The sequence below is a fragment of the Carnobacterium sp. ISL-102 genome, assembly GCF_018612935.1.
Lineage (GTDB): Bacteria > Bacillota > Bacilli > Lactobacillales > Carnobacteriaceae > Carnobacterium_B > Carnobacterium_B alterfunditum.
Window position 1 is genome coordinate 17,382 of the sequence record NZ_JAGGRF010000032.1, and the last position, 19,499, is coordinate 36,880.

Annotated in this window: 18 protein-coding genes; 14 read left to right on the forward strand and 4 right to left on the reverse strand. The window is 34.7% G+C overall.

Annotation, left to right across the window (positions count from 1 at the left end):
- Positions 1-54 precede the first annotated feature (54 nt).
- The gene (locus tag J7E16_RS09655; protein WP_214891209.1) at positions 55-915 is read left to right on the forward strand and encodes an aldo/keto reductase; all 861 of its coding nucleotides are present in this window, start codon (positions 55-57) and stop codon (positions 913-915) included.
- Between the two features lie 361 nt (positions 916-1,276).
- On the opposite strand, the gene zwf is transcribed toward J7E16_RS09655, so the two are convergent.
- Positions 1,277-2,773 (reverse strand): glucose-6-phosphate dehydrogenase, encoded by a 1,497-nt coding sequence (gene zwf / locus J7E16_RS09660; protein WP_214891211.1) that lies wholly within the window; start codon positions 2,771-2,773, stop codon positions 1,277-1,279.
- 426 nt (positions 2,774-3,199) lie between these two features.
- Between zwf and J7E16_RS09665 the strand changes: the two genes are divergently transcribed.
- Positions 3,200-4,549 (forward strand): DEAD/DEAH box helicase, encoded by a 1,350-nt coding sequence (locus tag J7E16_RS09665; RefSeq protein ID WP_214891213.1) that lies wholly within the window; start codon positions 3,200-3,202, stop codon positions 4,547-4,549.
- A gap of 431 nt (positions 4,550-4,980) precedes the next feature.
- Here the strand turns inward: J7E16_RS09665 and J7E16_RS09670 are convergent, their stop codons facing one another.
- A complete protein-coding gene (locus J7E16_RS09670; protein ID WP_353049886.1) occupies positions 4,981-5,814 on the reverse strand; it encodes a DUF1189 domain-containing protein in 834 nt (277 codons plus the stop codon).
- Between the two features lie 179 nt (positions 5,815-5,993).
- On the opposite strand from J7E16_RS09670, the gene J7E16_RS09675 reads away from it, so the two are divergent.
- Complete coding sequence (locus J7E16_RS09675) at positions 5,994-6,602, forward strand: superoxide dismutase (RefSeq protein WP_214891217.1); 609 nt, start codon at positions 5,994-5,996, stop codon at positions 6,600-6,602.
- A gap of 160 nt (positions 6,603-6,762) precedes the next feature.
- Positions 6,763-7,299, forward strand: a complete 537-nt coding sequence (locus J7E16_RS09680; RefSeq protein WP_353049885.1) for a hypothetical protein — start codon at positions 6,763-6,765, stop codon at positions 7,297-7,299.
- A 284-nt stretch (positions 7,300-7,583) separates the two neighbouring features.
- Here J7E16_RS09680 and J7E16_RS09685 read toward each other — a convergent pair whose 3' ends face one another.
- A complete protein-coding gene (locus J7E16_RS09685; RefSeq protein WP_214891221.1) occupies positions 7,584-8,222 on the reverse strand; it encodes a pentapeptide repeat-containing protein in 639 nt (212 codons plus the stop codon).
- The gene (locus tag J7E16_RS09690; protein ID WP_251006155.1) at positions 8,219-10,993 is read right to left on the reverse strand and encodes a YfhO family protein; all 2,775 of its coding nucleotides are present in this window, start codon (positions 10,991-10,993) and stop codon (positions 8,219-8,221) included. The genes J7E16_RS09685 and J7E16_RS09690 overlap by 4 nt, the downstream gene beginning before the upstream one ends.
- Positions 10,994-11,145: 152 nt before the next feature.
- Here J7E16_RS09690 and J7E16_RS09695 point away from each other — a divergent pair, with 152 nt between their 5' ends.
- The 10 genes from J7E16_RS09695 to J7E16_RS09740 all read left to right on the forward strand — a co-directional run bounded on the left by J7E16_RS09695 (position 11,146) and on the right by J7E16_RS09740 (position 19,396).
- The gene (locus J7E16_RS09695) at positions 11,146-13,263 is read left to right on the forward strand and encodes a peptidoglycan D,D-transpeptidase FtsI family protein (protein ID WP_214891224.1); all 2,118 of its coding nucleotides are present in this window, start codon (positions 11,146-11,148) and stop codon (positions 13,261-13,263) included.
- 315 nt (positions 13,264-13,578) lie between these two features.
- The gene (locus J7E16_RS09700) at positions 13,579-13,926 is read left to right on the forward strand and encodes a hypothetical protein (protein ID WP_214891226.1); all 348 of its coding nucleotides are present in this window, start codon (positions 13,579-13,581) and stop codon (positions 13,924-13,926) included.
- 28 nt (positions 13,927-13,954) lie between these two features.
- Positions 13,955-14,467 carry a hypothetical protein gene (locus tag J7E16_RS09705; protein WP_214891228.1) on the forward strand — a complete coding sequence of 171 codons (513 nt, stop codon included), beginning with the start codon at positions 13,955-13,957 and terminating at the stop codon, positions 14,465-14,467.
- Between the two features lie 157 nt (positions 14,468-14,624).
- A complete protein-coding gene (gene rpmG, locus J7E16_RS09710) occupies positions 14,625-14,774 on the forward strand; it encodes a 50S ribosomal protein L33 (RefSeq protein ID WP_007724164.1) in 150 nt (49 codons plus the stop codon).
- A gap of 169 nt (positions 14,775-14,943) precedes the next feature.
- Complete coding sequence (locus J7E16_RS09715; RefSeq protein ID WP_214891230.1) at positions 14,944-15,246, forward strand: hypothetical protein; 303 nt, start codon at positions 14,944-14,946, stop codon at positions 15,244-15,246.
- Positions 15,247-15,628: 382 nt separating this feature from the next.
- Positions 15,629-16,318 carry a rhomboid family intramembrane serine protease gene (locus J7E16_RS09720; protein WP_214891232.1) on the forward strand — a complete coding sequence of 230 codons (690 nt, stop codon included), beginning with the start codon at positions 15,629-15,631 and terminating at the stop codon, positions 16,316-16,318.
- A gap of 11 nt (positions 16,319-16,329) precedes the next feature.
- Positions 16,330-16,539, forward strand: a complete 210-nt coding sequence (locus J7E16_RS09725) for a YqgQ family protein (protein WP_214891234.1) — start codon at positions 16,330-16,332, stop codon at positions 16,537-16,539.
- A gap of 16 nt (positions 16,540-16,555) precedes the next feature.
- Entirely contained in the window at positions 16,556-17,530 is a 975-nt protein-coding gene (locus tag J7E16_RS09730) for an ROK family glucokinase (RefSeq protein WP_214891236.1), read from the forward strand.
- A 252-nt stretch (positions 17,531-17,782) separates the two neighbouring features.
- Complete coding sequence (locus J7E16_RS09735; protein ID WP_214891238.1) at positions 17,783-18,892, forward strand: YqgU-like beta propeller domain-containing protein; 1,110 nt, start codon at positions 17,783-17,785, stop codon at positions 18,890-18,892.
- A 108-nt stretch (positions 18,893-19,000) separates the two neighbouring features.
- Positions 19,001-19,396, forward strand: a complete 396-nt coding sequence (locus J7E16_RS09740; RefSeq protein ID WP_214891240.1) for a rhodanese-like domain-containing protein — start codon at positions 19,001-19,003, stop codon at positions 19,394-19,396.
- The last annotated feature ends 103 nt before the right edge of the window (positions 19,397-19,499 follow it).

Here is a 19,499-nt window from a genome sequence, read left to right on the forward strand (position 1 = left end):
ATCAAATGGTTTAGACTAATAGATGTCAAAATGAATTAAAGGAAGTGTTTCAAAATGGGCGAACCGTTAGTCGAAAGTATTGAATTGTATAATGGAGTTAAGATACCTAAATTAGGTCTTGGATTATTTCTGATGAAAGATGAAGCTGAATTAGTAAATGCGGTTAAATATGCAGTTGAAGTAGGGTACCGTCATTTTGATACAGCTAAAATTTATGGAAATGAAGCATATTTAGCTCGTGGTCTAAAAGAAGCAGGAATTAAAAGAGAAGATGTCTTTATTACATCAAAAGTTTGGAATTACGACGAAGGATACGAGCCAACAAAAGCAGCCTTTCAAGAAAGTATAAATCTGTTAGAAACTGATTATCTAGATTTATATTTAATTCACTGGGCTACTCCAAAATATGTTGAAACATGGAAAGCCATTGTAGAATTATATGAAGAAGGAAAAATTAAAGCAATTGGTGTTTCAAACTTTCAGATCCATCATCTTGAAGAGTTTAAAAATCAAGGATTGGTGCAGCCAATGATCAATCAAATCGAAACACATCCTGAACTTCCACAAAATGAATTGCACGAATACATGAAAGAAAATGGTATTATTCATGAAGCGTGGGGTCCTTTGGGGCAAGGAAAATCTGAGCTGTTGAACCATCCGATATTAACGGAGATTGGGAAAAAATATTTTAAAACTCCTGCACAAGTAATTATTCGTTGGCATTTAGATAGAGGAGAAGTCGTTATCCCTAAATCGACCCACGAAAATCGTATATTAGAAAATAGCAATGTTTTTGATTTCTCTTTAACCAAAGAGGAAATCCAACAAATTGATACATTGGAAACAGGAACGAGATACGGCAGTAATCCTGATAATCAAGAAAAAATCCAACAAACGTTGATCAGACCTGTATAGAGAAAAGGCTGGGACATAATCAACTGAGAATAATCAAAAGGATCTGTTTATCAGGAAACTGATGAACGGACCCTTTTTTCTATGTGTATTGATTCTTCATTAAAGTGTGTTGGTTGTTGCTGCTTTAGCAGCTTACAAACATGATACACTTGGGTGTTATTTGCCCACAGTGTTCATTTTAGGCTATAAGCAACTCCCATTCCGACAGAAATTCCAGGTGAGTGATCACACTGATCTATGAACATCAAGGTTATTGCTGGTTCCTTTTCTAGCGATGAGGCTCAATTTTAGCAGTACTTTTAGAATCAATAGTTGGACAGGTAAAGAGGCTGGGACTTATGTCCCAGCCTCTTTTAAATTTTTATTTTTTTTCATCAGGAGAAACTGGATTCCAATACCAGTAAAAACCATCTTTAGCCAATAAAGCATCACTTTCTTCGGGTCCCATAGAACCACTTGGATAACTAGGAAGATTCGTTTTATCTTGATCCCATACTTTGCGTATAGCATCAACAAATCTCCAAGAGGAAGCTACTTCATCCCAATGGGTAAAGTTCGTTGCATCGCCATTCAAACAGTCAAAAATCAGCTTTTCATAGGCTTCTGGACTATTTGCTAGCGTTTCAGCTGAGTGTTGGTGCATAAGATCAAATGTTTCTGTTTCTAAATCGATCCCGGTTTTCTTTGTATTGATCTGGAGAGAGATGCCTTCAGTCGGCTGAATAAAAATAGTCAATACATTTGAGGGCAGCTTTTCTTCAGCGTCTTCACTGAATAAATTCAATGGAACATTCTTAAAGACAATATTGATTTGTGTGCCTTTCTCGGACAAACGTTTACCAGTACGAATATAAAAGGGAACGCCTTTCCAACGGAATGTGTCAATTAAAATTTTTCCTGCAACAAATGTTTCTGTTAGTGAGTCTTCTGCAACATTCAGTTCATTTTGATACTTATTCAATAAATTATCATCGTTAGAGCTTACATCATATTGTGCGCGAACAAAATTTTCTTCCACCTCTTCAGGGGTGAAAACTCGAACAGCTCGTAAAGCTTTTATTTTTTCATTGCGAATGTCTATATCTGTTAGTTTTGCAGGAGGTTCCATTGCTAAAAGAGACACTACTTGCAAAATATGATTTTGTACCATATCCCTTAAGGCACCGCTTTTATCATAATAACCGCCACGCTCTTCTACTCCAAGAGCTTCACTCAATGTAATTTGAATGTTATCGATGTAGCGATTATTCCACATTGATTCGATCATGTTATTGGCAAAACGTACAGTAGAAATATTTTGCACCATTTCTTTTCCAAGGTAATGATCGATACGGAAAATTTGATTTTCATCAAAGACTTCTCGGATTTGCTCATTTAATATATTAGCAGTCTCATAGTCATGACCAAAAGGCTTCTCAATAATCAGGCGGTTAAATCCAGTATCTGATACTAAACCTTGTTCGTTCAATTGTTGAGTGATCGTACCAAAAAAGTCAGGGGACATAGCCAAATAATGTAGACGATTTCCCTTAATATGGTAGCGAGCCTCCAATTTTTCGGCCAGAACTTTTAAACTGACATAGTGTTCTGAATCATTCACATTGTGTGATTGATAGTAGAAATGGCTAGCAAATTCAGTCGCATCTTCTTCTGAAACAATCAAGTCTTTGATTGTTTCGATGATTATTTCACGATAATAATCGTCCGTCCATTCTCTTCTAGCAGTTCCAATTACAGCAAATTGTTCTTTTATGATCCCTTTTTTATATAAGCGATAAAGAGAGGGATACAATTTTCTTTTTGCTAAATCTCCGGTCCCTCCAAAGATTGTAAATAAGACATTCTGTTCAGTTGTCATCTATCTTGATACCCCTCTTCTAGAACAAAGACGTTCATCTTTTCTAAAACTATTGTACTGTTTTCTGCTTTTAGAATCAATCATTCGTTGATTCTTTCTTTTAAAAAGTAAGAGATTTAAGCGTTTATTTCTGATTCGTTCAAGTAACAGTGTACAACGTTACTTGAAAAATATCCGTTATTTAGCTCATGTTATTTAAATAAAAGGTTTTTTTTGCAATAATTACAAGTAATATCCTTAAAAAATTAAGTTAGTTATCATTAATTTATTCTTACAAGGCCTTGAATGAGTTAAATGTAAGACCAACTTATTAGTTGTTCAATTGATCATGTTTTAAAGGTGTTATATATTTAGGTAACGAATCACACTATTTTATGATATAATGTATAAGATGCAAAAGAGTATCAAGAGAAATGAGGCGATAAAATGGAACATACCTTTGAAAAGTTTGGGTTACAACCTTTTTTAATTGACGCAATAAATGAAATTGGTTTTACACAACCAACTGAAGTACAACAAAAACTTATACCGGCTATTCAAAACGGGAAAAGTGTTATTGGTCAATCACAAACGGGTTCGGGAAAAACTCATACATTTTTACTTCCATTAATAAATAAAATTGATCCATCACGTAATGAAGTACAAGTGGTGATTACTACACCAAGTAGAGAATTGGCAGAACAAATTTATCAAGCAGCACTTCAACTAGTTGAAAAAGCTCCTACTAAAATTATTGTACAAAACTTTGTAGGTGGAACAGACAAAAAACGACAAATGGCTAAACTAGTAGGAACACAACCACATATTGTTATTGGAACGCCAGGTAGAATTTTAGATTTGGTCACTGAAAAATCGTTATTGATCTATACAGCTCCAGTATTGGTTATTGATGAAGCTGATATGACTTTAGACATGGGATTTTTAACGGATGTTGATCAGATTGCAAGTAAATTACCAGAAAAACTACAAATGTTAGTTTTTTCAGCTACTATACCGATAAAATTACAACCATTTTTGAAAAAGTATATGTCCAATCCATTATTTGAACATATTCAACCTAAAGAAATCATTTCCCAAACAATTGAAAATTGGCTTATTTCTACAAAAGGGAAAGATAGAATAGATGTAATTTATGAGCTATTAACAATTGGCCAACCTTATTTAGTAATGATTTTTGCAAATACTAAATCTAAAGTTGATGAATTAGCTGATGGTCTTAAATCTAGAGGAGTAAAAGTAGCCAAGATCCATGGCGATATTCCCCCACGTGAAAGAAAACGTGTGATGAAACAAGTACAAAATCTTGAATATCAATTTGTTGTTGCAACTGATTTAGCTGCACGCGGTATCGATATTGAAGGTGTGTCACATGTGATCAACGCTGAAATCCCAAGAGACCTTAGTTTCTTTATTCACCGTGTCGGTAGAACAGGAAGAAACAATCTTAAAGGAACAGCTATTACGCTTTACGCTCCAAGTGATGAAAATTTAATCGTAGATATCGAAAAATTAGGTATTACTTTTGAACCGAAATCAATTCAAAAGGGTGAAATAGTCGATACGTATGACCGTAAGCGCCGTACGACTCGTGAAAATAGTGCTACTGATAAAATTGATCCTAAATTAAAAAGTATGATCAACAAAACTAAGAAAAAAGTTAAACCAGGCTATAAGAAAAAAATGTCACGTGCTATCAAAGAAAGCGGTTTGAAACAACGTCGAGTTGAACGTCGTAGTCAAGCAAATGTGATTAAAAAAGCAAATAAGAAAAAATAACTGAATAAAAGGTTATGAAAAAAAAGCTTTACGCCAAATGGTGGGGCTAAGCTAAATTAGGTGAAATATAAAGTCTAGTTTAAGTAGTACGAGAGAACTTTCTCGTACTGCTTTTTTTGTTTTAAAACTAATTAAAATTTAGTATCAAAAGTTCTGGAAATGGTGATTTGGCAGGATACTGATGGGTTCATGTGTGTCTGTATCTGAATAAATAAAGTTTGTTTTTACTTCGACCGCTTTAACTGATTTAGATTGGTCGAGTTTTATCATTTAAATCGAGTGAAAGTTAGCTACCCTTAAGTTTGTCTCGTGGCTCTTTATAAGCAAACCCATCTATTCTAAAAAAATTTCATTTTGAAGCATCCACTCCATTTGACGTAGAACCAAAAAAAGAGTTAGGAAATTTCCCAACTCTTTTTTTATTTTATTTTTTAAGATTGTTTTTTAGGCTTAGGAATGGTTCGAATGGCTAAATAATAAATGAACAGCGTCACTATTGTTTTGATTTCTACTTGAAAAGAAGGAATCAGACCGAAACTATTCAAAAAGGCAATAAATAAATTCGGTAACGTAGAAGCAAATAAAACAAGTTTAAAACTTTCGCCAAAATTTAACTGCTTCCCTGTAATCATAGAAAGAATGTTTGCAAATAAAGTAGACAATACAGTATATAAGAAAGTAAGAAGCAGAGAAACCAACCATAGTATAGTAAAGGTAATTATTTGTAAAATTCCGCCAAACGAATCAACACTAAGTATAAGGTCGATAAAAGAGGCACTCGTTAAACCATTTAATTGAGTATAAGAGAAATGGATCGGATAGTCGGGAAGGCTAAAATAAAGGCCGTCTTCTAAAAAAGCAATACCTATTAAGTTTCCGATCAGGTCTTGCTCTACATCATCGAGAGTTCTTTCTCCATTTGGATCAAAGGTAAAAATAATCGAATCCGTTTGATAAATATAACTCTTTACGGGCTCGGCTGTAACAAGCTGATTGTTTTCTATTTTAAATGATGGGATACTCTCTGCAATAATTTGCCCATCACGGCTAAAATCATCTATCGTCTGGTTGCTTTGGATCCAAAGCGGGATGGTAGTAATAAAAGCGATAAATAAAAAATAAAGAAATATTTTGCCTTTCTTTAAAGTGATCACTTGAACAAGTTTTTCTGGATGAAGCAATGAGTCTTTAAATAAATGTATTAATTGGATAATGATCTCTCCTGACTTGATAAAATAACTTTTTTTGAAATGGATAATAAGTATAAATGATTATATTTAATTGTAGCGGTTAAGTTTAATAAACTCAATAGGTTAAGCTAGCTATAAAAAAATAAATATATTGTTTTTTGAAAATAAAGATAGTTGAATACTTTGTGTTTTTTATTGAAAGGTGTTACATTTATTATCTAGAAATTAAAAAAAGTTAAATGGAGGAATTAATTATGGCATACGAATTACCAAAATTACCATATGCATATGATGCATTAGAACCACACATTGATCAAGCAACTATGGAGTTCCATCACGACAAACATCATGCAGCATATGTCGAAAAAACAAACGCTGCTCTTGAGAAATATCCAGAGTTAGCAAAAAAATCAATTGAAGAATTGGTAACAGAATTAAATTCAGTTCCTGAAGAAATCCGTACGGCTATCCGTAATAACGGTGGTGGACATGCTAACCACAGCTTCTTCTGGGAGATCCTTTCACCAACTGGTGGCGGAGAACCAACCGGAGCTTTAAAAGAAGCTATCGATGCTACTTTTGGCAGCTTTGATAAATTAAAAGAAGCAATTGAAACAGCCGGAGCTGGTCAATTTGGTTCAGGTTGGGCTTGGTTAGTTCTTAACAACGGTAAATTAGAAGTAACTTCAACAGCTAACCAAGATTCTCCATTAACAGATGGAAAAACACCGATTTTTGGAGTAGATGTTTGGGAACATGCTTACTACTTGAAATATCAAAATAAACGTCCAGCTTACTTAAAAGCAGTATGGAATATTGTTAATTGGGCAGAAGTAGCAAAACGTTACGAATCAGCAAAATAATTTTATTAGCTATAAAGAAAGCAAACCTATTTTTAGGTTTGCTTTCTTTTTTTGAATAATCAGATGAAGAATAGCTACCTTGATATTATGTAAACGATTTCTTTTATGGTAAAATTAATTTGTAGACTAGAAGTATAAGCTTATTAATCAGTTAGGAGTGGTGAGATTGGATAAACGATTTGAAGGTGTCTATCAGTCTATAGAAGTAGTAGTAGAAAAAGTAGCTCAACTGTTAAGAAACAGCCAAATGGTCGACCAAATAACAATTGTTACAAATAAAGAAAAAGCAGATGTGCTGCACGAATTCGAAACTATTGCCTCAATTTATGCAAATGATCCTATTCTCTTGGAAAAAATAACTTGGGTGATCCATCATGCAGAATCTGATGATATTTTTTCTCTAGAAAAATACGGCTTGACAAAAACAGAGGAGAGAAATCAGTATAATCAAGCAATGGCTGAACTAAACTATGTATTATTGTTAGGTGAAGCTACTGATATTGATTATTGGTACCCAAAAAGACGATTAGGCCAACCTGTTACCGATCTTGAAGGAAATAGAGAGTTTAATCATCAATCTGATTTTGTTGACTCCGGTTCAGCTAATAGTAATATCAGCACCCCAAGATTCAGTGGTAATTTAACTAATCAGCCTTGGATAGATCCAGATTCAGATATAGATACAACGAGACGTTAATAATGAAGCGAAAGTTAAAAAAGAATAGATTCCCATTTAAATTAATTAGTCAGATAAGTGGGAGTTTATTTTGATATGATCATTCTTTTGGGTTAAATAAGATTTTCAGACTAATTAATTTTAAAAAAAAATTAGATTAAGTCTATCAACACCAAAAATTATACAGCCATAAAAATGACACTATTCCCTTGAAAAAGAATAGTGTCATTTTTGTGATTTATCGAATCATTATCGGTTTCAATTTTTTTGCTAGAAAGGCTTGTTTATGCCTTAATAAGTTGCCTTTATACAATCAGAATACCCAGGCTATGCGCAATAATTAAAGCCTGCCCAGCATTTAATTTACAGCCTTTGACTAAGTCAATCGATACTGCCAGACTTTCAAATTCTGAATCACTTAAATTTAAGCCATTAAGGTTCGTTCTCATAATAGACATCCGATTTAATTGACACGTTACAAAATCTAATTTTTTCCATTTCACTTCAAAAAATTCACTTTCGATAAGTGAACTATCTTGGAATCGGACTAGCTTCATTGAAGCATAGTTAAAAGAGCTGTAATTTCCAATGCAATGATCAAAGTGAGCATCAACGATCGAAGATTCAGCAAAATTAGTGCCAAGCAATTTTGTGTCTTTAAAAGCAATGCGGTGGAAAGTGCCTCCGATCCACTCATTATTACTGATATCGCATCCTTCGAAGGTAACATCTAAACATTCAAAACGAGTAAATTGGCAATTGTCAAAAGTAACATTAATAAAAGAAACGTGTTGAAAACAAACACTCTCTAGTCGCATATTGGAGAGGGTACAGTCCTTAAATTGACAATTTGTATAATAAGATTCATGATCGATCTCATCAAAGTTAGTTGTAGTTAGTTGAATGGGTATTCTTGGTTGAGCAATTTTTATCAACGAATTCATAAATGTCCACCTTTAATGGTTTTTTCAAACAAAAGAGCTGTCAGGAGAAGCAGTGCTGCCGAAAGAAGTGTTAAAATCGTTCCTTCGAAAAATAGAGGTGCGGTATAGTCTAATTCGATAACATGTTTGCCTTCATCGATTGGAACAACTAGTAGACTCTCTAAAGCTTGCTTCGTTTGTACAGGAACACCATCGATCTTAACAGCCCATCCTTCACTATAGGGAATAGTCGTCATTAAGATATCTTGCCCTTTTTGGATATTTACGGTGCCTTTAAACGAGGTGTTGCCGTATTCTTCAATCGTCATACCGCCAGTTTTCAAAGATTGAATGGCTTGGTCGAACCCAATCGAATCTAAACGATACAATTGGAAATCTTTTAAACGGATGGTCGATTCTTTTAAGCTGATTTTAAAAGTGATCGTGTCTCCTTTATTTTGACTAGCAAGATTTAAAATCAGTTGATCACGATACGTTTTATATTGAGTAAAAGGTTCACCATTTAAAAATAATTCTACATCTTCATCTTTGATATTTGGACTAAGGGTCAAATAGAAAGAATCATTGGTATCGGGTGTAAATTGAAAACTGACTGAAGCATCATTATTCAAAACTTGTTTCTGATAGGTCGTCTCATTAAGTGCATCAGATAGAGTCACGTTTTGATAAACGGTACTATCAAATTCAGATGGAACAAAATAGTCAGCTGCTAGTTGATTCCCGGTCAAAGAGTGCAAGATAGTCTCTTGCAGCTGGATAGGCTGATCTTCCAGTAAAGAGACATCTAAGATAGCACTCGAACTACCAAAAGCAAGAGGTAAGGCATTTTGATTTTCATAAATGAATATTCTATCGGTTTCGCCGATTTGTTTATAAGAACGCAGATCAGGTTTTGTCTGCATGATACTTAATTCAAATGCTGCTTTTTTCTCATCTGAAACGGTGGGAGTCACTAATGAATCGATCAATAAAGACGGTTTTACAGCATAAGCAAGAGTTTTCTTTAATCTTGCATTTTTCGTTTCTAAGGAATTATTATTTTCTACAAGATAAGGCGCATCTTTCTCGCTCATATAGTACTGGATATTGAATAAGGCATCGGTTAACAACGTCCCATTAGAGTAGGCTAGAAAACCATCACCCACTGGAAACCCAAGACTACCGAACAAAGCCGGGATAGTACGTTCAAATGTTGAACTGAAATGAGTAATACTAGGGTAATTAGCTTGGAAACTGTCATTTTTTGTTCGTAAAAAGGTTTTTTCGATTCGATAGAAGGTACTGTCCATATCTTGAACAGCGTCAATATTTGCATCCAGTTCTGTCTGGTAAACAGTGAAATTATCTTGATCGACATAGCTTAAGCGCGATAAATCAATTTGCGCATTTAAACCCATTTCTATTGTGGTCAGAATAAAAAACACAACAGGCAGCCAAGTATATTTTTGTGGTTTGATAATGAGTAAAAAGATGACCATAAAGGTAAATAAGATCGTCAAAATAATTTGTTCGGTGTAAATAAAATCAAATTCGCCATTGTACACATAAAAACTAACTAAAGCGGTCAAGACCATGCTGACAAAAGTACTGATGGGTCTCATGCCCTCGTAATGCATGAAACTGCGAAAACCGTTCACTAGCATGAAGAAACACACTACAAATGAAAAACGATATGGATACCAAATAGGGTACTGCATAGCATGCCAAATTTTATTGAATGCTTCTAGGTTAAGAGAAACAACAAATAGGATCATGACAGCTAAAGCTGCTAGCCGTTCTCTTTTTGAGAAAGACTGGTTAAAGAAATAACATAAGAATGAAACAAGTGCTAAACTGCCAATAAACAAGTTAGGGTAACCCGAAGGCATTTGTTCAAAATTAAAAGCACCAATAAAAAGTTTTGATAACATCTCAGAGAAAGGATAGGCTAATTCCCAATCGAACTCGAATTTTGTATAGCTGGCTTTACTTTCCATAAGAGCTTGAAAAGTTGGAAGCAGTAAAATACCTGCTAGACCAGCTCCTAATACAGAATGCCAAATAAATAAGCCAATTGAAACTAGGGTCTCTTTAAATTTCATTTTCCACGGCGTCTCCTTTGGATAAGAAACGCTGACTAAACGAAAAATGAAATAGCAAATCAAAAATAAACAGATCATATAAGCGATGTAATAATTTGCGAATAACATGATGCCCAAAAAAATAGAGTAGAGCAATCCGGCTTTTTTATCGATCAATCGTTCAAGACCTAAAACAATAAGTGGTAAAAAAATGAGACCATCCAGCCACATAATATTTAACTGATTAACGATCGTGTATCCCATTAGCGCATAACTGATAGAAAAAGCAGCTAAGATAAAGCCTGTTCCATTGAAAGCTTTTTTTAATAAGTAACAAAAACTTAGTCCGCTTAAACTGATTTTTAATAAAGTCAAGCAAGTTACGGCTAAAGTTATTTGAGTATGTGGAAATAACAGAAACAGCAAGTTAAACGGGCTAGTCAGATAATAAGCCCATAACCCCAACATATCCCCACCAATAGCTTTAGAAAAAGAATAAAAGAATGTACTGGGATCTTCAAAAAAAGTTTGTCTATAATAAGCAAAAAAATCAATATACTGTTGTCCCAAGTCCACGGTTAGAAGAGAATCATTTCCAAAAGGATAAACGCCTTGGAAAATATAAATAGTCGATAAAGTAAGGAACGGGACGAAAAAAGCTAGCAATAAGGGCCATTGTTTTTGTATAAAAGTCTGCATTGTTTTTTGCATAAGGTTCAACTCCATTAACGAACTTGTAATTCTTACAAGTATTAGAATAGCACAGAACGCAATGAAATAATTAAAGTTTTCTTTAATCAGTAGTTAATTCAAAACAAATTTGATACAATGAGACAAGTAATTTGAACAGGAAGGTGCCCTTTTTGAAAACAAATAAAAAAAATCATAATAAGAAGAAAAAATCACATATTCCATTTCGGTTGAACTTTTTATTCTTTACAGTCTTTCTATTATTCGCTATGTTGATCCTTCGATTAGGCTATTTGCAAATTGTAAAAGGTGAAGAGTTCGAAACAGAAGTTCAGCGAACTGAAACCACTTTAGCAACTGGAACGGTTCCTCGAGGCGAAATTTACGATAACCAGCAACGTAAATTAGTTGGCAATGAGGCACTTCAAGCAATCACATATACAAGAGGTACTGGTGTTTCTAGTGAGGATATGGCAACTATTGCTGTGAATCTAGCAACGTACATCGAGATGCCTAATATTACTGAATTTGAACAAGATAGTGATTTTGATTTATCTAAACGAGATTTGAAAGATTTTTGGATCTCTATGAATGAAGATAAAGTTAATGACCGCATAAGTGATAAACAAAAAGATTCATTAAACGGATCAGAACTTTACCAACTTCAAGTAGACAAAGTGACAGATGAAGACATTCAGTTCTCGGAAGAAGAACAAGAAGCAGCCGCTATCTTTAAAAGGATGAACGGGGCTTATGCTTTATCAACGATCAATATTAAAGGTGAAGATGTGTCCAATGATGAAATCGCAAAAGTTAGTGAAAATCTTTTGGATTTACCAGGAATCGATACAGGTACGGATTGGGTCAGAACCTATCCAGAAAAAGATATGCTGAAAAGTATCTTAGGTAACGTCACCAGTGAGTCTAAAGGACTGCCGAAGAACAAAGCAGCTACTTATTTGGCACAAGGCTACGCACGTAATGATCGTGTGGGAGAAAGTTATTTAGAATTGGAGTATGAACAAGTTTTGAGTGGTTCAAAATCACAATCAGAAACCGAAACCAATCAGAATGGCGATGTCGTCAATACGATCCAAAGTTATACAGGTGAAAAAGGCGATAATCTTGTTCTAACGATCGATATGGATTTTCAAACGATCGTTCAAGATCTTGCAAAGGAATCATTAGTTAATGAAAGTGAAGGGTTAAATGACCGAATATATGTCGTCGCTGCTGATCCAAACAACGGCGAAATTTTAGCAATGACCGGTCAAAAAAGAGAAACAAACGGAGAAATAAAAGATGATACACTAGGTATCATCACGAATACTTATCAAATGGGATCGGTAGTAAAACCAGCAACCGTATTAGCAGGGTACATGGATGGGGCTATCACACTAGCGGATAACACGTTGATTGATGAACCACTAACACTTGCCGGTCAAAAGATCAGTTCAGTTTTCAACCGTTCAGGTAGCGTTGCGGTAAATGATATTACTGCACTAGAACGTTCTTCCAATGTCTACATGGCAAAATTGGCCATGCGAATGGGCGGAGAATACGATTACTATCAAAATATGGCGCTAAACATCGATTACAAAAATGTAATCAATAAATTAAGAAACTACTATGCCCAATTTGGCTTAGGTGTAAAGACAGGAATCGATTTACCCGGTGAAGGTTCTGGTTTTATAGGCACAGCTGAAAATCCTGGATTAGCATTAACCTTTGCATTTGGTCAGTATGATACGTATACGCCCATCCAAATGCTGCAATATGTGTCGACCGTTGCAAATGGCGGGAAACGGATCGCGCCTCGTCTGATTGATGAAATTAGAGAAACTAATGCTGAAGGAAACTTAGGGGCTATCCAAACGCAACTGGAATCAGATGTGTTGAATATTCTTGATGTTGGAGAAGAAGAGATAAGCCGCGTTCAACAAGGAATGTATGAAGTGGTTAATGGAGCTAACGGTTCGGCTACCAGTTATTTTGGAGGTATTGAATATACAGCTGCGGGTAAAACAGGAACGGCTGAAGCTTATTATGACGGGGATATTGAAAGCAGAAAAGGAGAAAGTGTGACCAACCGAACATTTATTGGGTATGCACCTTATGATGATCCCGAAATTGCGGTATTCGTGATTATTCCGTATCTGCCAAATTCAAACAGTAATCATGAAAATACCATTGTAGCTCGTAAGGTTCTTGACGCTTATTTCCAAGTAGGAGATTACGCTGATCTTTCAAATGACATTGCTGAAGAAAATGAAACAACAACAGAAGAATAAGCAATACAACCAAAAAGATTTTGTCTAAGTTTATGGCAAAATCTTTTTTTTGTGTAAAAAACAGGTATTTATTGTGGAGCCATGGAAACACCTGAATTCTTTACACGGCTACAAGCAACCCTATTCCGCAAAAAAAATTGGGTGAGTAGTTGGATCAAAGCTATCAACACTAAAAATTATAGAACCTTTATTGCGAGTTATTTATGCTGTTTTCTTTTATGAAACATTACATTATTAAGTTTATTTTACAAAGTACTTTTTTAAACGGAGGTATGTTAAAATAGATTTTGAGAATAGAAAGAAGAGGTGAATTTAATGGACTTATGGATAATAGTGATTATCTTGTTAGTCATTGCAATTGCATTGATAGGCTGGTCATTTTACAAGAAAGATAATGGCGAGAAAATTAAAGAAGAATTCGAAGAATTATCTTTACAGCTAATGCAAGATATTTATAGCTTGAAAAAACGTGTTTCAACTTTAGAAGAAAAACTGAATATTGAGACAAAGGAAATACCCACTTCAGCTAAGATCCATGATGTTTTGAAGAAACATGTGGTTAGTTTGTATACCCAAGGTGTAACAATGGAAGATATTGTTATGCAGACACGTTTATCTGAAGCAACAATAAAAGTTGTTATCGATGAGTATGTAAAAAAATAATTAATGACTGATGAAGGAGAATAATAGAATGAGTAAACCCGCATTACGTTACTTAGCATTAGGATTTCTAATCTCCGCTATTGTTCTTGTAGGCTATCGAATTTTCCTTTACGATCCAGCAACTGTAGCTTCTGAAGATAAATCAACTGAAGAAACTGCAGTAACTAAAGAAGAATCGTCCTACAAGGAAAAATATGAAGCCTTGCTAGCTGAAACTGAGATCGCTGATTTAGAAAAAGAAGCAGTGACAAGTGAACCTGAAATTGTTGAAGAGACTGAAACAAGTGAAGCAGCAGAAAATACTGAATCAAAGGCTTCGGAACCTAGTGTGAAAAAAATCACGGTCATTATCAATGATGGTGATCCAAGCAGTGTTGCCAGTCAACAGCTAAAAGGGCAGGGGCTGATTGAAGATGCCTTAGATTTTGATGGATTTTTAGAAGATAATAATTATGCTGCGCTTATTCGTCCAGGTTCTTATGAAGTATCCAGTGATATGGATTACAATCAATTGGCTAAGGTATTGATGGATAATAATTAAGCTGAATAAGAAACGAAACAAGAGCGTAAAGTAAAAAAACTTTACAACCTCTAAAAAAATACTAGCATGTTTATGCAAAAAGTGATATGATATTTAAGTCAGAAGATAAAGAAATATGTCTTCAAATAAATACTGTTTAATGCTTGGAGGGAAAATCATGCGTGTAAACATCACATTGGAATGTACAGAATGTAAAGAACGTAATTACATCTCAAAGAAAAATAAACGTAACAGTCCGGACCGTGTTGAATTCAAAAAATACTGCCCGCGCGAACGTGTCGTAACATTACATCGTGAAACAAAATAACATTTTTGTTATTTTAATTTGCAAAAAATGAGATACACATAGAAAAGGTTGAGAGAATTTCTTTCAGCCTTTTTTTATGTTCAAAAAATCAATTTGAAAAGCAAAGGATTAGGTCCAATGATTGGCATTTGTTATACTGATCATACTAAAAGAGAAGGTGGTTTTTAGGATGGATAAATGTGAAGTTTTTTTAAGTAATGGGAAATCGTTGGTAGTAAGTAGTTCTACTGAACAGTTACTAAATAAAATAACAGATGAAGACGGAGAGCCGCTAGAAAGTTTTGTTTTATTAGAAGATGAAACAGGAACTTCTTGTTACTTAAATCCAGTTCAAGTTGTAACCGTTTCATTTTCTGGACTTAATGTAAATAAGGGTGTAGATGAAACTAAGATCAGTCATGAGGAAGAGCGTTCAAAAGAAAATTTGGCTGCTATAAAGACTTTGAGTGAAGACATTGAAAATATGGAATAGAGCTCTTCGTTATAAGTTTATTAAAATAAAAAATTACTATGTAAATTTAGGTGCATGAGCTGGATCTCTACAGCTTTTTTGGCTGCATAATAAGTACTATTAGTTCAACGACCTAAAATTTGTTTTTTAAAAGTTATGAGACTGTCTGAATTCTTTATATGGTAAAAAGCGGCTTCTATTCCTTTAGAAATCCAGCAAAATCGATTTAACCGATCTGCCGATTTCAAATCATAGTGAGCCTATTTTTTTATGTATAATTTAAAATTAGTAACTTGAGTATTTTTGTCAAGAACATGTGTCTTTATGCTATAATAACTAGTAAAGATTACTTAATGGGTAAAATCAGTTGAATGGAGTTGACAGTTTGGAGTATAGAACTCAAATGAAAATAAAACGTTTTTTTAAAAAACCAGTTGTGACATATGCACTGTTGGCTATTCAAATTATAGCATTCGTTTTCATGACTTTTGATGGTGGGAGTACGAACATTGCTACTTTATTAAAGTATGGAGCGAAATTTAATCCTTATATCGTTCTTGGAGAATGGTGGAGATTGATCACGCCAATGTTCCTACACATTGGATTCATTCATTTATTAATGAATTCAGTGATCCTCTATTATTTAGGTGAACAATTAGAAGGGATTTTTGGACATGTACGTTTTGCTGGTATTTACTTACTAAGCGGCATAGCTGGAAATCTTGCAAGCTTTGCTTTTAGTGATGCTCTCTCTGCAGGTGCTAGTACGGCTTTGTTCGGATTATTTGGATCAACTATTATGCTTGGACAAACTTTTAAATACAACCCAGCAATCCAACAGATGGCTAAAAGTTTTGGTATATTGATTATTATTAATGTAGTTTTTGGTATATTTAGTTCCTCGATCGATCTAGCGGGACATCTGGGAGGCTTATTAGGAGGATTTCTGCTAGCAACGGCTATTAGCGTACCTAATCCAGTAGGCCAGTTGTTGAATAAGCGTCTGATCTATGGCAGTTTTTTTGTCATCCTGGTTATCGCCTTAGCCTACATTGGTTACCTGAATACACCTATTACATTTTTTGAACCTTAGGAAGTGAAGCAATGGTAAATTTGTATGACGTCCAACAGTTGTTGAAACGGTTTGGCATTTACGTATATATCGGGAAACGCTTATGGGACATTGAAATAATGATGGTTGAGTTGAAAAAATTACATGATAATGGATTGATATTAGATGATGAGTACCTGCCAGCTATACTTATTTTAAAACAAGAACATCGCAAAGAAGAAGAAAAAGAGCAAAAAAGTTAAAATTGGAGGAATTTTTATGAATAACAAAATTATTGGGATCGACTTAGGTGGAACAACTGTAAAATTTGCTATCTTAACAAGCGAAGGAGAGATCCAACAAAAATGGAGCATTATAACGGATATCACAGATGATGGTTCACATATTGTGCCAGCTATTGTTGAGTCGATCAATGAACAGCTTGAAAGATATCAATTATCGCCTAGCGACTTTATTGGCATTGGAATGGGGTCTCCTGGTACGGTCGATCGTGAGGAAGGAACTGTTATTGGCGCTTACAATTTAAATTGGGCTACAAGCCAACCGGTCAAACAATTGATTGAAGAAGGAACAGGCATCTCTTTTGCTATCGACAATGATGCGAACGTGGCGGCTCTTGGTGAACGTTGGAAGGGTGCTGGGAAAAATGAAGAAGATATAGTATTTGTAACGCTAGGAACAGGTGTTGGCGGTGGAATCATTGCTGGGGGACGTTTGATCCACGGTGTTGCTGGTGCGGCAGGAGAAATAGGCCATATCACAGTAGAGCCAGGTGGTTACGAATGTACATGTGGTAATAAAGGCTGTCTTGAGACAGTTTCGAGTGCCACAGGAGTTGTTCGTCTAGCTAGAGATTTTTCAGAAGAGTACGCTGGCGACTCAAAATTGAAAACGATCATTGATGATGGTCAATTGATAACCGCTAAAGATGTTTTTGATCTTGCAAAAGAAGAAGATGAATTAGCGATTCGGGTGATAGATAAAGTTGCTTACTACTTAGGCTTAGCTTGTGGAAGTGTTGCGAATATTTTGAATCCATCTGCAATTGTAGTCGGTGGGGGAGTTTCTCAAGCAGGAGTATTTTTAATAGATCAAATCCAAACGTATTTTGATTTGTTCACTTACCCAACGATTCGTAGAACAACAAGAATCCGATTGGCCCAATTAGGAAATGATGCTGGCGTTATCGGAGCAAGTTCATTGGTTAAAAAACAAAAAAATGGTACTTTGTAAATTTTTTATTTTAGGTATTGAAAAATAAAAAATCAAGCGTTGTCTTAAGAAGATGAGTTCGGTGAACTGCCGAAGCCATCTTCTTAAGTTTTTCTTGCACCATAATTAGCAGGGTCTTGTCTATCTACGATTTATGATCTAACCTAATAAAGTGTTAAAGATGATAGCGTATGTTATAATTCAATGAGAAAGTTTTTGGGAAAAAGGATACAATAAAATTATGTAAATAAATAAAAAAATAAGGTGATTAAAATGAGAAGGAAAAAGAAAGAATATATGATTTTCTACTTAGTTATTTTACTTTTTTCCGTGACCTTATTTTTAATAAGTTGCACTAAAAAACAAGCAACCAAAGTCCCTGATCCAGAAAAAATAGCATTAGCGTACAAAGAAATCCCAATTGACTATGAAAGTTTTAGAAAAGTGATCGGTTGGATGTCTGACGAAGAAGTTTTAGTCCATACTGGTGAAATGAATAATGACACGTTGTCCCTATTCAATATTTTTACTGGAGAAATTGTGCCTATCTATGAAGCGAGTTCGATTATTTTAACAGCTATTATTTCGGAGGATAAACAAAAATTATTGATTCAAGTTGTCAGTGAAGATGGTGGAGAATTAAGAGTGATCGATAGAGAAGGGTCCGTTATCCAAACTTTGCCTCTGGAAACAAGTGGTTTTGTTAATGTGAATTGGAACCCTGCAAATCAAAATTATATTTTTATTTCTTACTACCAATCAGACACAGAAATAGCCGTAGACAATTGGAACATCGAAACCAATGAGGTCGTATCGGTACCTTCAGCTTCAATGGTTCCGGTATGGTATTCTGCTAATCTGTATTTATATGTAGATAATAAAGATGATTTTTCGCTTGAAACGGGTGATCTTTATATGGGAGATATTCGTACAAATGATATGCTGAGATTGAAAAGTCAGGTGTCCGATTTTTTTGTACATGAAGATACATTTATAACCTATACACCTTCCGATTTTGCAGATGATGAATTATTATTAAATTACCAATACCCTTTTATGGTTGATCAGTCATTTATGGCTATTCCTAAAGTAACGATGAACGAGCGCCTAGTTTTTCCTTATTTAAGTCAAGCCGCAAGAAATACCCCCGTTTATGGTGTTTTTGCAAAAGAAGCAGTGGAGTTGGAACTTGAAACGGGTGATTTTGAATTTGGGCAGTTGGATTTTGACAAAAAGACCATTGAGCCTATTTTGGATCTGCCGGACAATGCTCCTATTTCGATGGCAGAAAATGGCAAATACAGTTTGTATGGCTGGCGATACGAAAGTATTATAGATATTGAAGAAAAAACAATTTATTCATTTATCGATATGCCGAATTAGATACAGCTAAAATTTCACAAAAACAATTGTAATAAAAAAAGCTAGTAAAATAGCCGATTCTTGTGTACAATTATCCCTGTAGAACGAGTTGAAAGGGGTACACAAGAATTGGATACAGGTCAAATTATTAATATTGTTTTATGGCTCATCATCATAGTATGGGCTGGTTATGAAGGTTACAGTTATTTCAAACGCAAAAATGCGTCTATTGAATTAACAGAAGAAGAATTTAAAAAGGATATGCGAAAAGTTCAATTAATTGATGTCCGCGAAAAGAAAGATTTTGATGCAGGACATATATTAGGAGCTAGAAACGTTCCTTATTCGACGTTTAAAACACGCAGCGTTGAGATAAGAACAGATCAACCTGTTTATCTTTACGATCATAATAAGGCTTTAAGTTTACGAGCAGCTCTTCGTTTACGCAAACAAGGCCACACCGATATCCACCATCTTAAAGGCGGCTACCGTGATTGGACTGGAAAAACAAAAACTTCTTATTGATAAATTAAATAGGGCTATAGAAAGCCCATGAAAAAGACATACCTCAAATGTGAGGCTGCTGAAAAAGTAGTTTTATCTAGCGGAGACTAACTTAATAGTAAAC

Coding starts and splice junctions, on each gene's coding strand:
- J7E16_RS09655 (WP_214891209.1), top strand. CDS start 55: ATGGGCGAACCGTTAGTCGAAAGTATTGAATTGTATAATGGAGTTAAG.
- zwf (WP_214891211.1), bottom strand. CDS start 2,773: ATGACAACTGAACAGAATGTCTTATTTACAATCTTTGGAGGGACCGGA.
- J7E16_RS09665 (WP_214891213.1), top strand. CDS start 3,200: ATGGAACATACCTTTGAAAAGTTTGGGTTACAACCTTTTTTAATTGAC.
- J7E16_RS09675 (WP_214891217.1), top strand. CDS start 5,994: ATGGCATACGAATTACCAAAATTACCATATGCATATGATGCATTAGAA.
- J7E16_RS09685 (WP_214891221.1), bottom strand. CDS start 8,222: ATGAATTCGTTGATAAAAATTGCTCAACCAAGAATACCCATTCAACTA.
- J7E16_RS09690 (WP_251006155.1), bottom strand. CDS start 10,993: ATGCAAAAAACAATGCAGACTTTTATACAAAAACAATGGCCCTTATTG.
- J7E16_RS09700 (WP_214891226.1), top strand. CDS start 13,579: ATGGACTTATGGATAATAGTGATTATCTTGTTAGTCATTGCAATTGCA.
- J7E16_RS09705 (WP_214891228.1), top strand. CDS start 13,955: ATGAGTAAACCCGCATTACGTTACTTAGCATTAGGATTTCTAATCTCC.
- rpmG (WP_007724164.1), top strand. CDS start 14,625: ATGCGTGTAAACATCACATTGGAATGTACAGAATGTAAAGAACGTAAT.
- J7E16_RS09715 (WP_214891230.1), top strand. CDS start 14,944: ATGGATAAATGTGAAGTTTTTTTAAGTAATGGGAAATCGTTGGTAGTA.
- J7E16_RS09720 (WP_214891232.1), top strand. CDS start 15,629: ATGAAAATAAAACGTTTTTTTAAAAAACCAGTTGTGACATATGCACTG.
- J7E16_RS09725 (WP_214891234.1), top strand. CDS start 16,330: ATGGTAAATTTGTATGACGTCCAACAGTTGTTGAAACGGTTTGGCATT.
- J7E16_RS09730 (WP_214891236.1), top strand. CDS start 16,556: ATGAATAACAAAATTATTGGGATCGACTTAGGTGGAACAACTGTAAAA.
- J7E16_RS09735 (WP_214891238.1), top strand. CDS start 17,783: ATGAGAAGGAAAAAGAAAGAATATATGATTTTCTACTTAGTTATTTTA.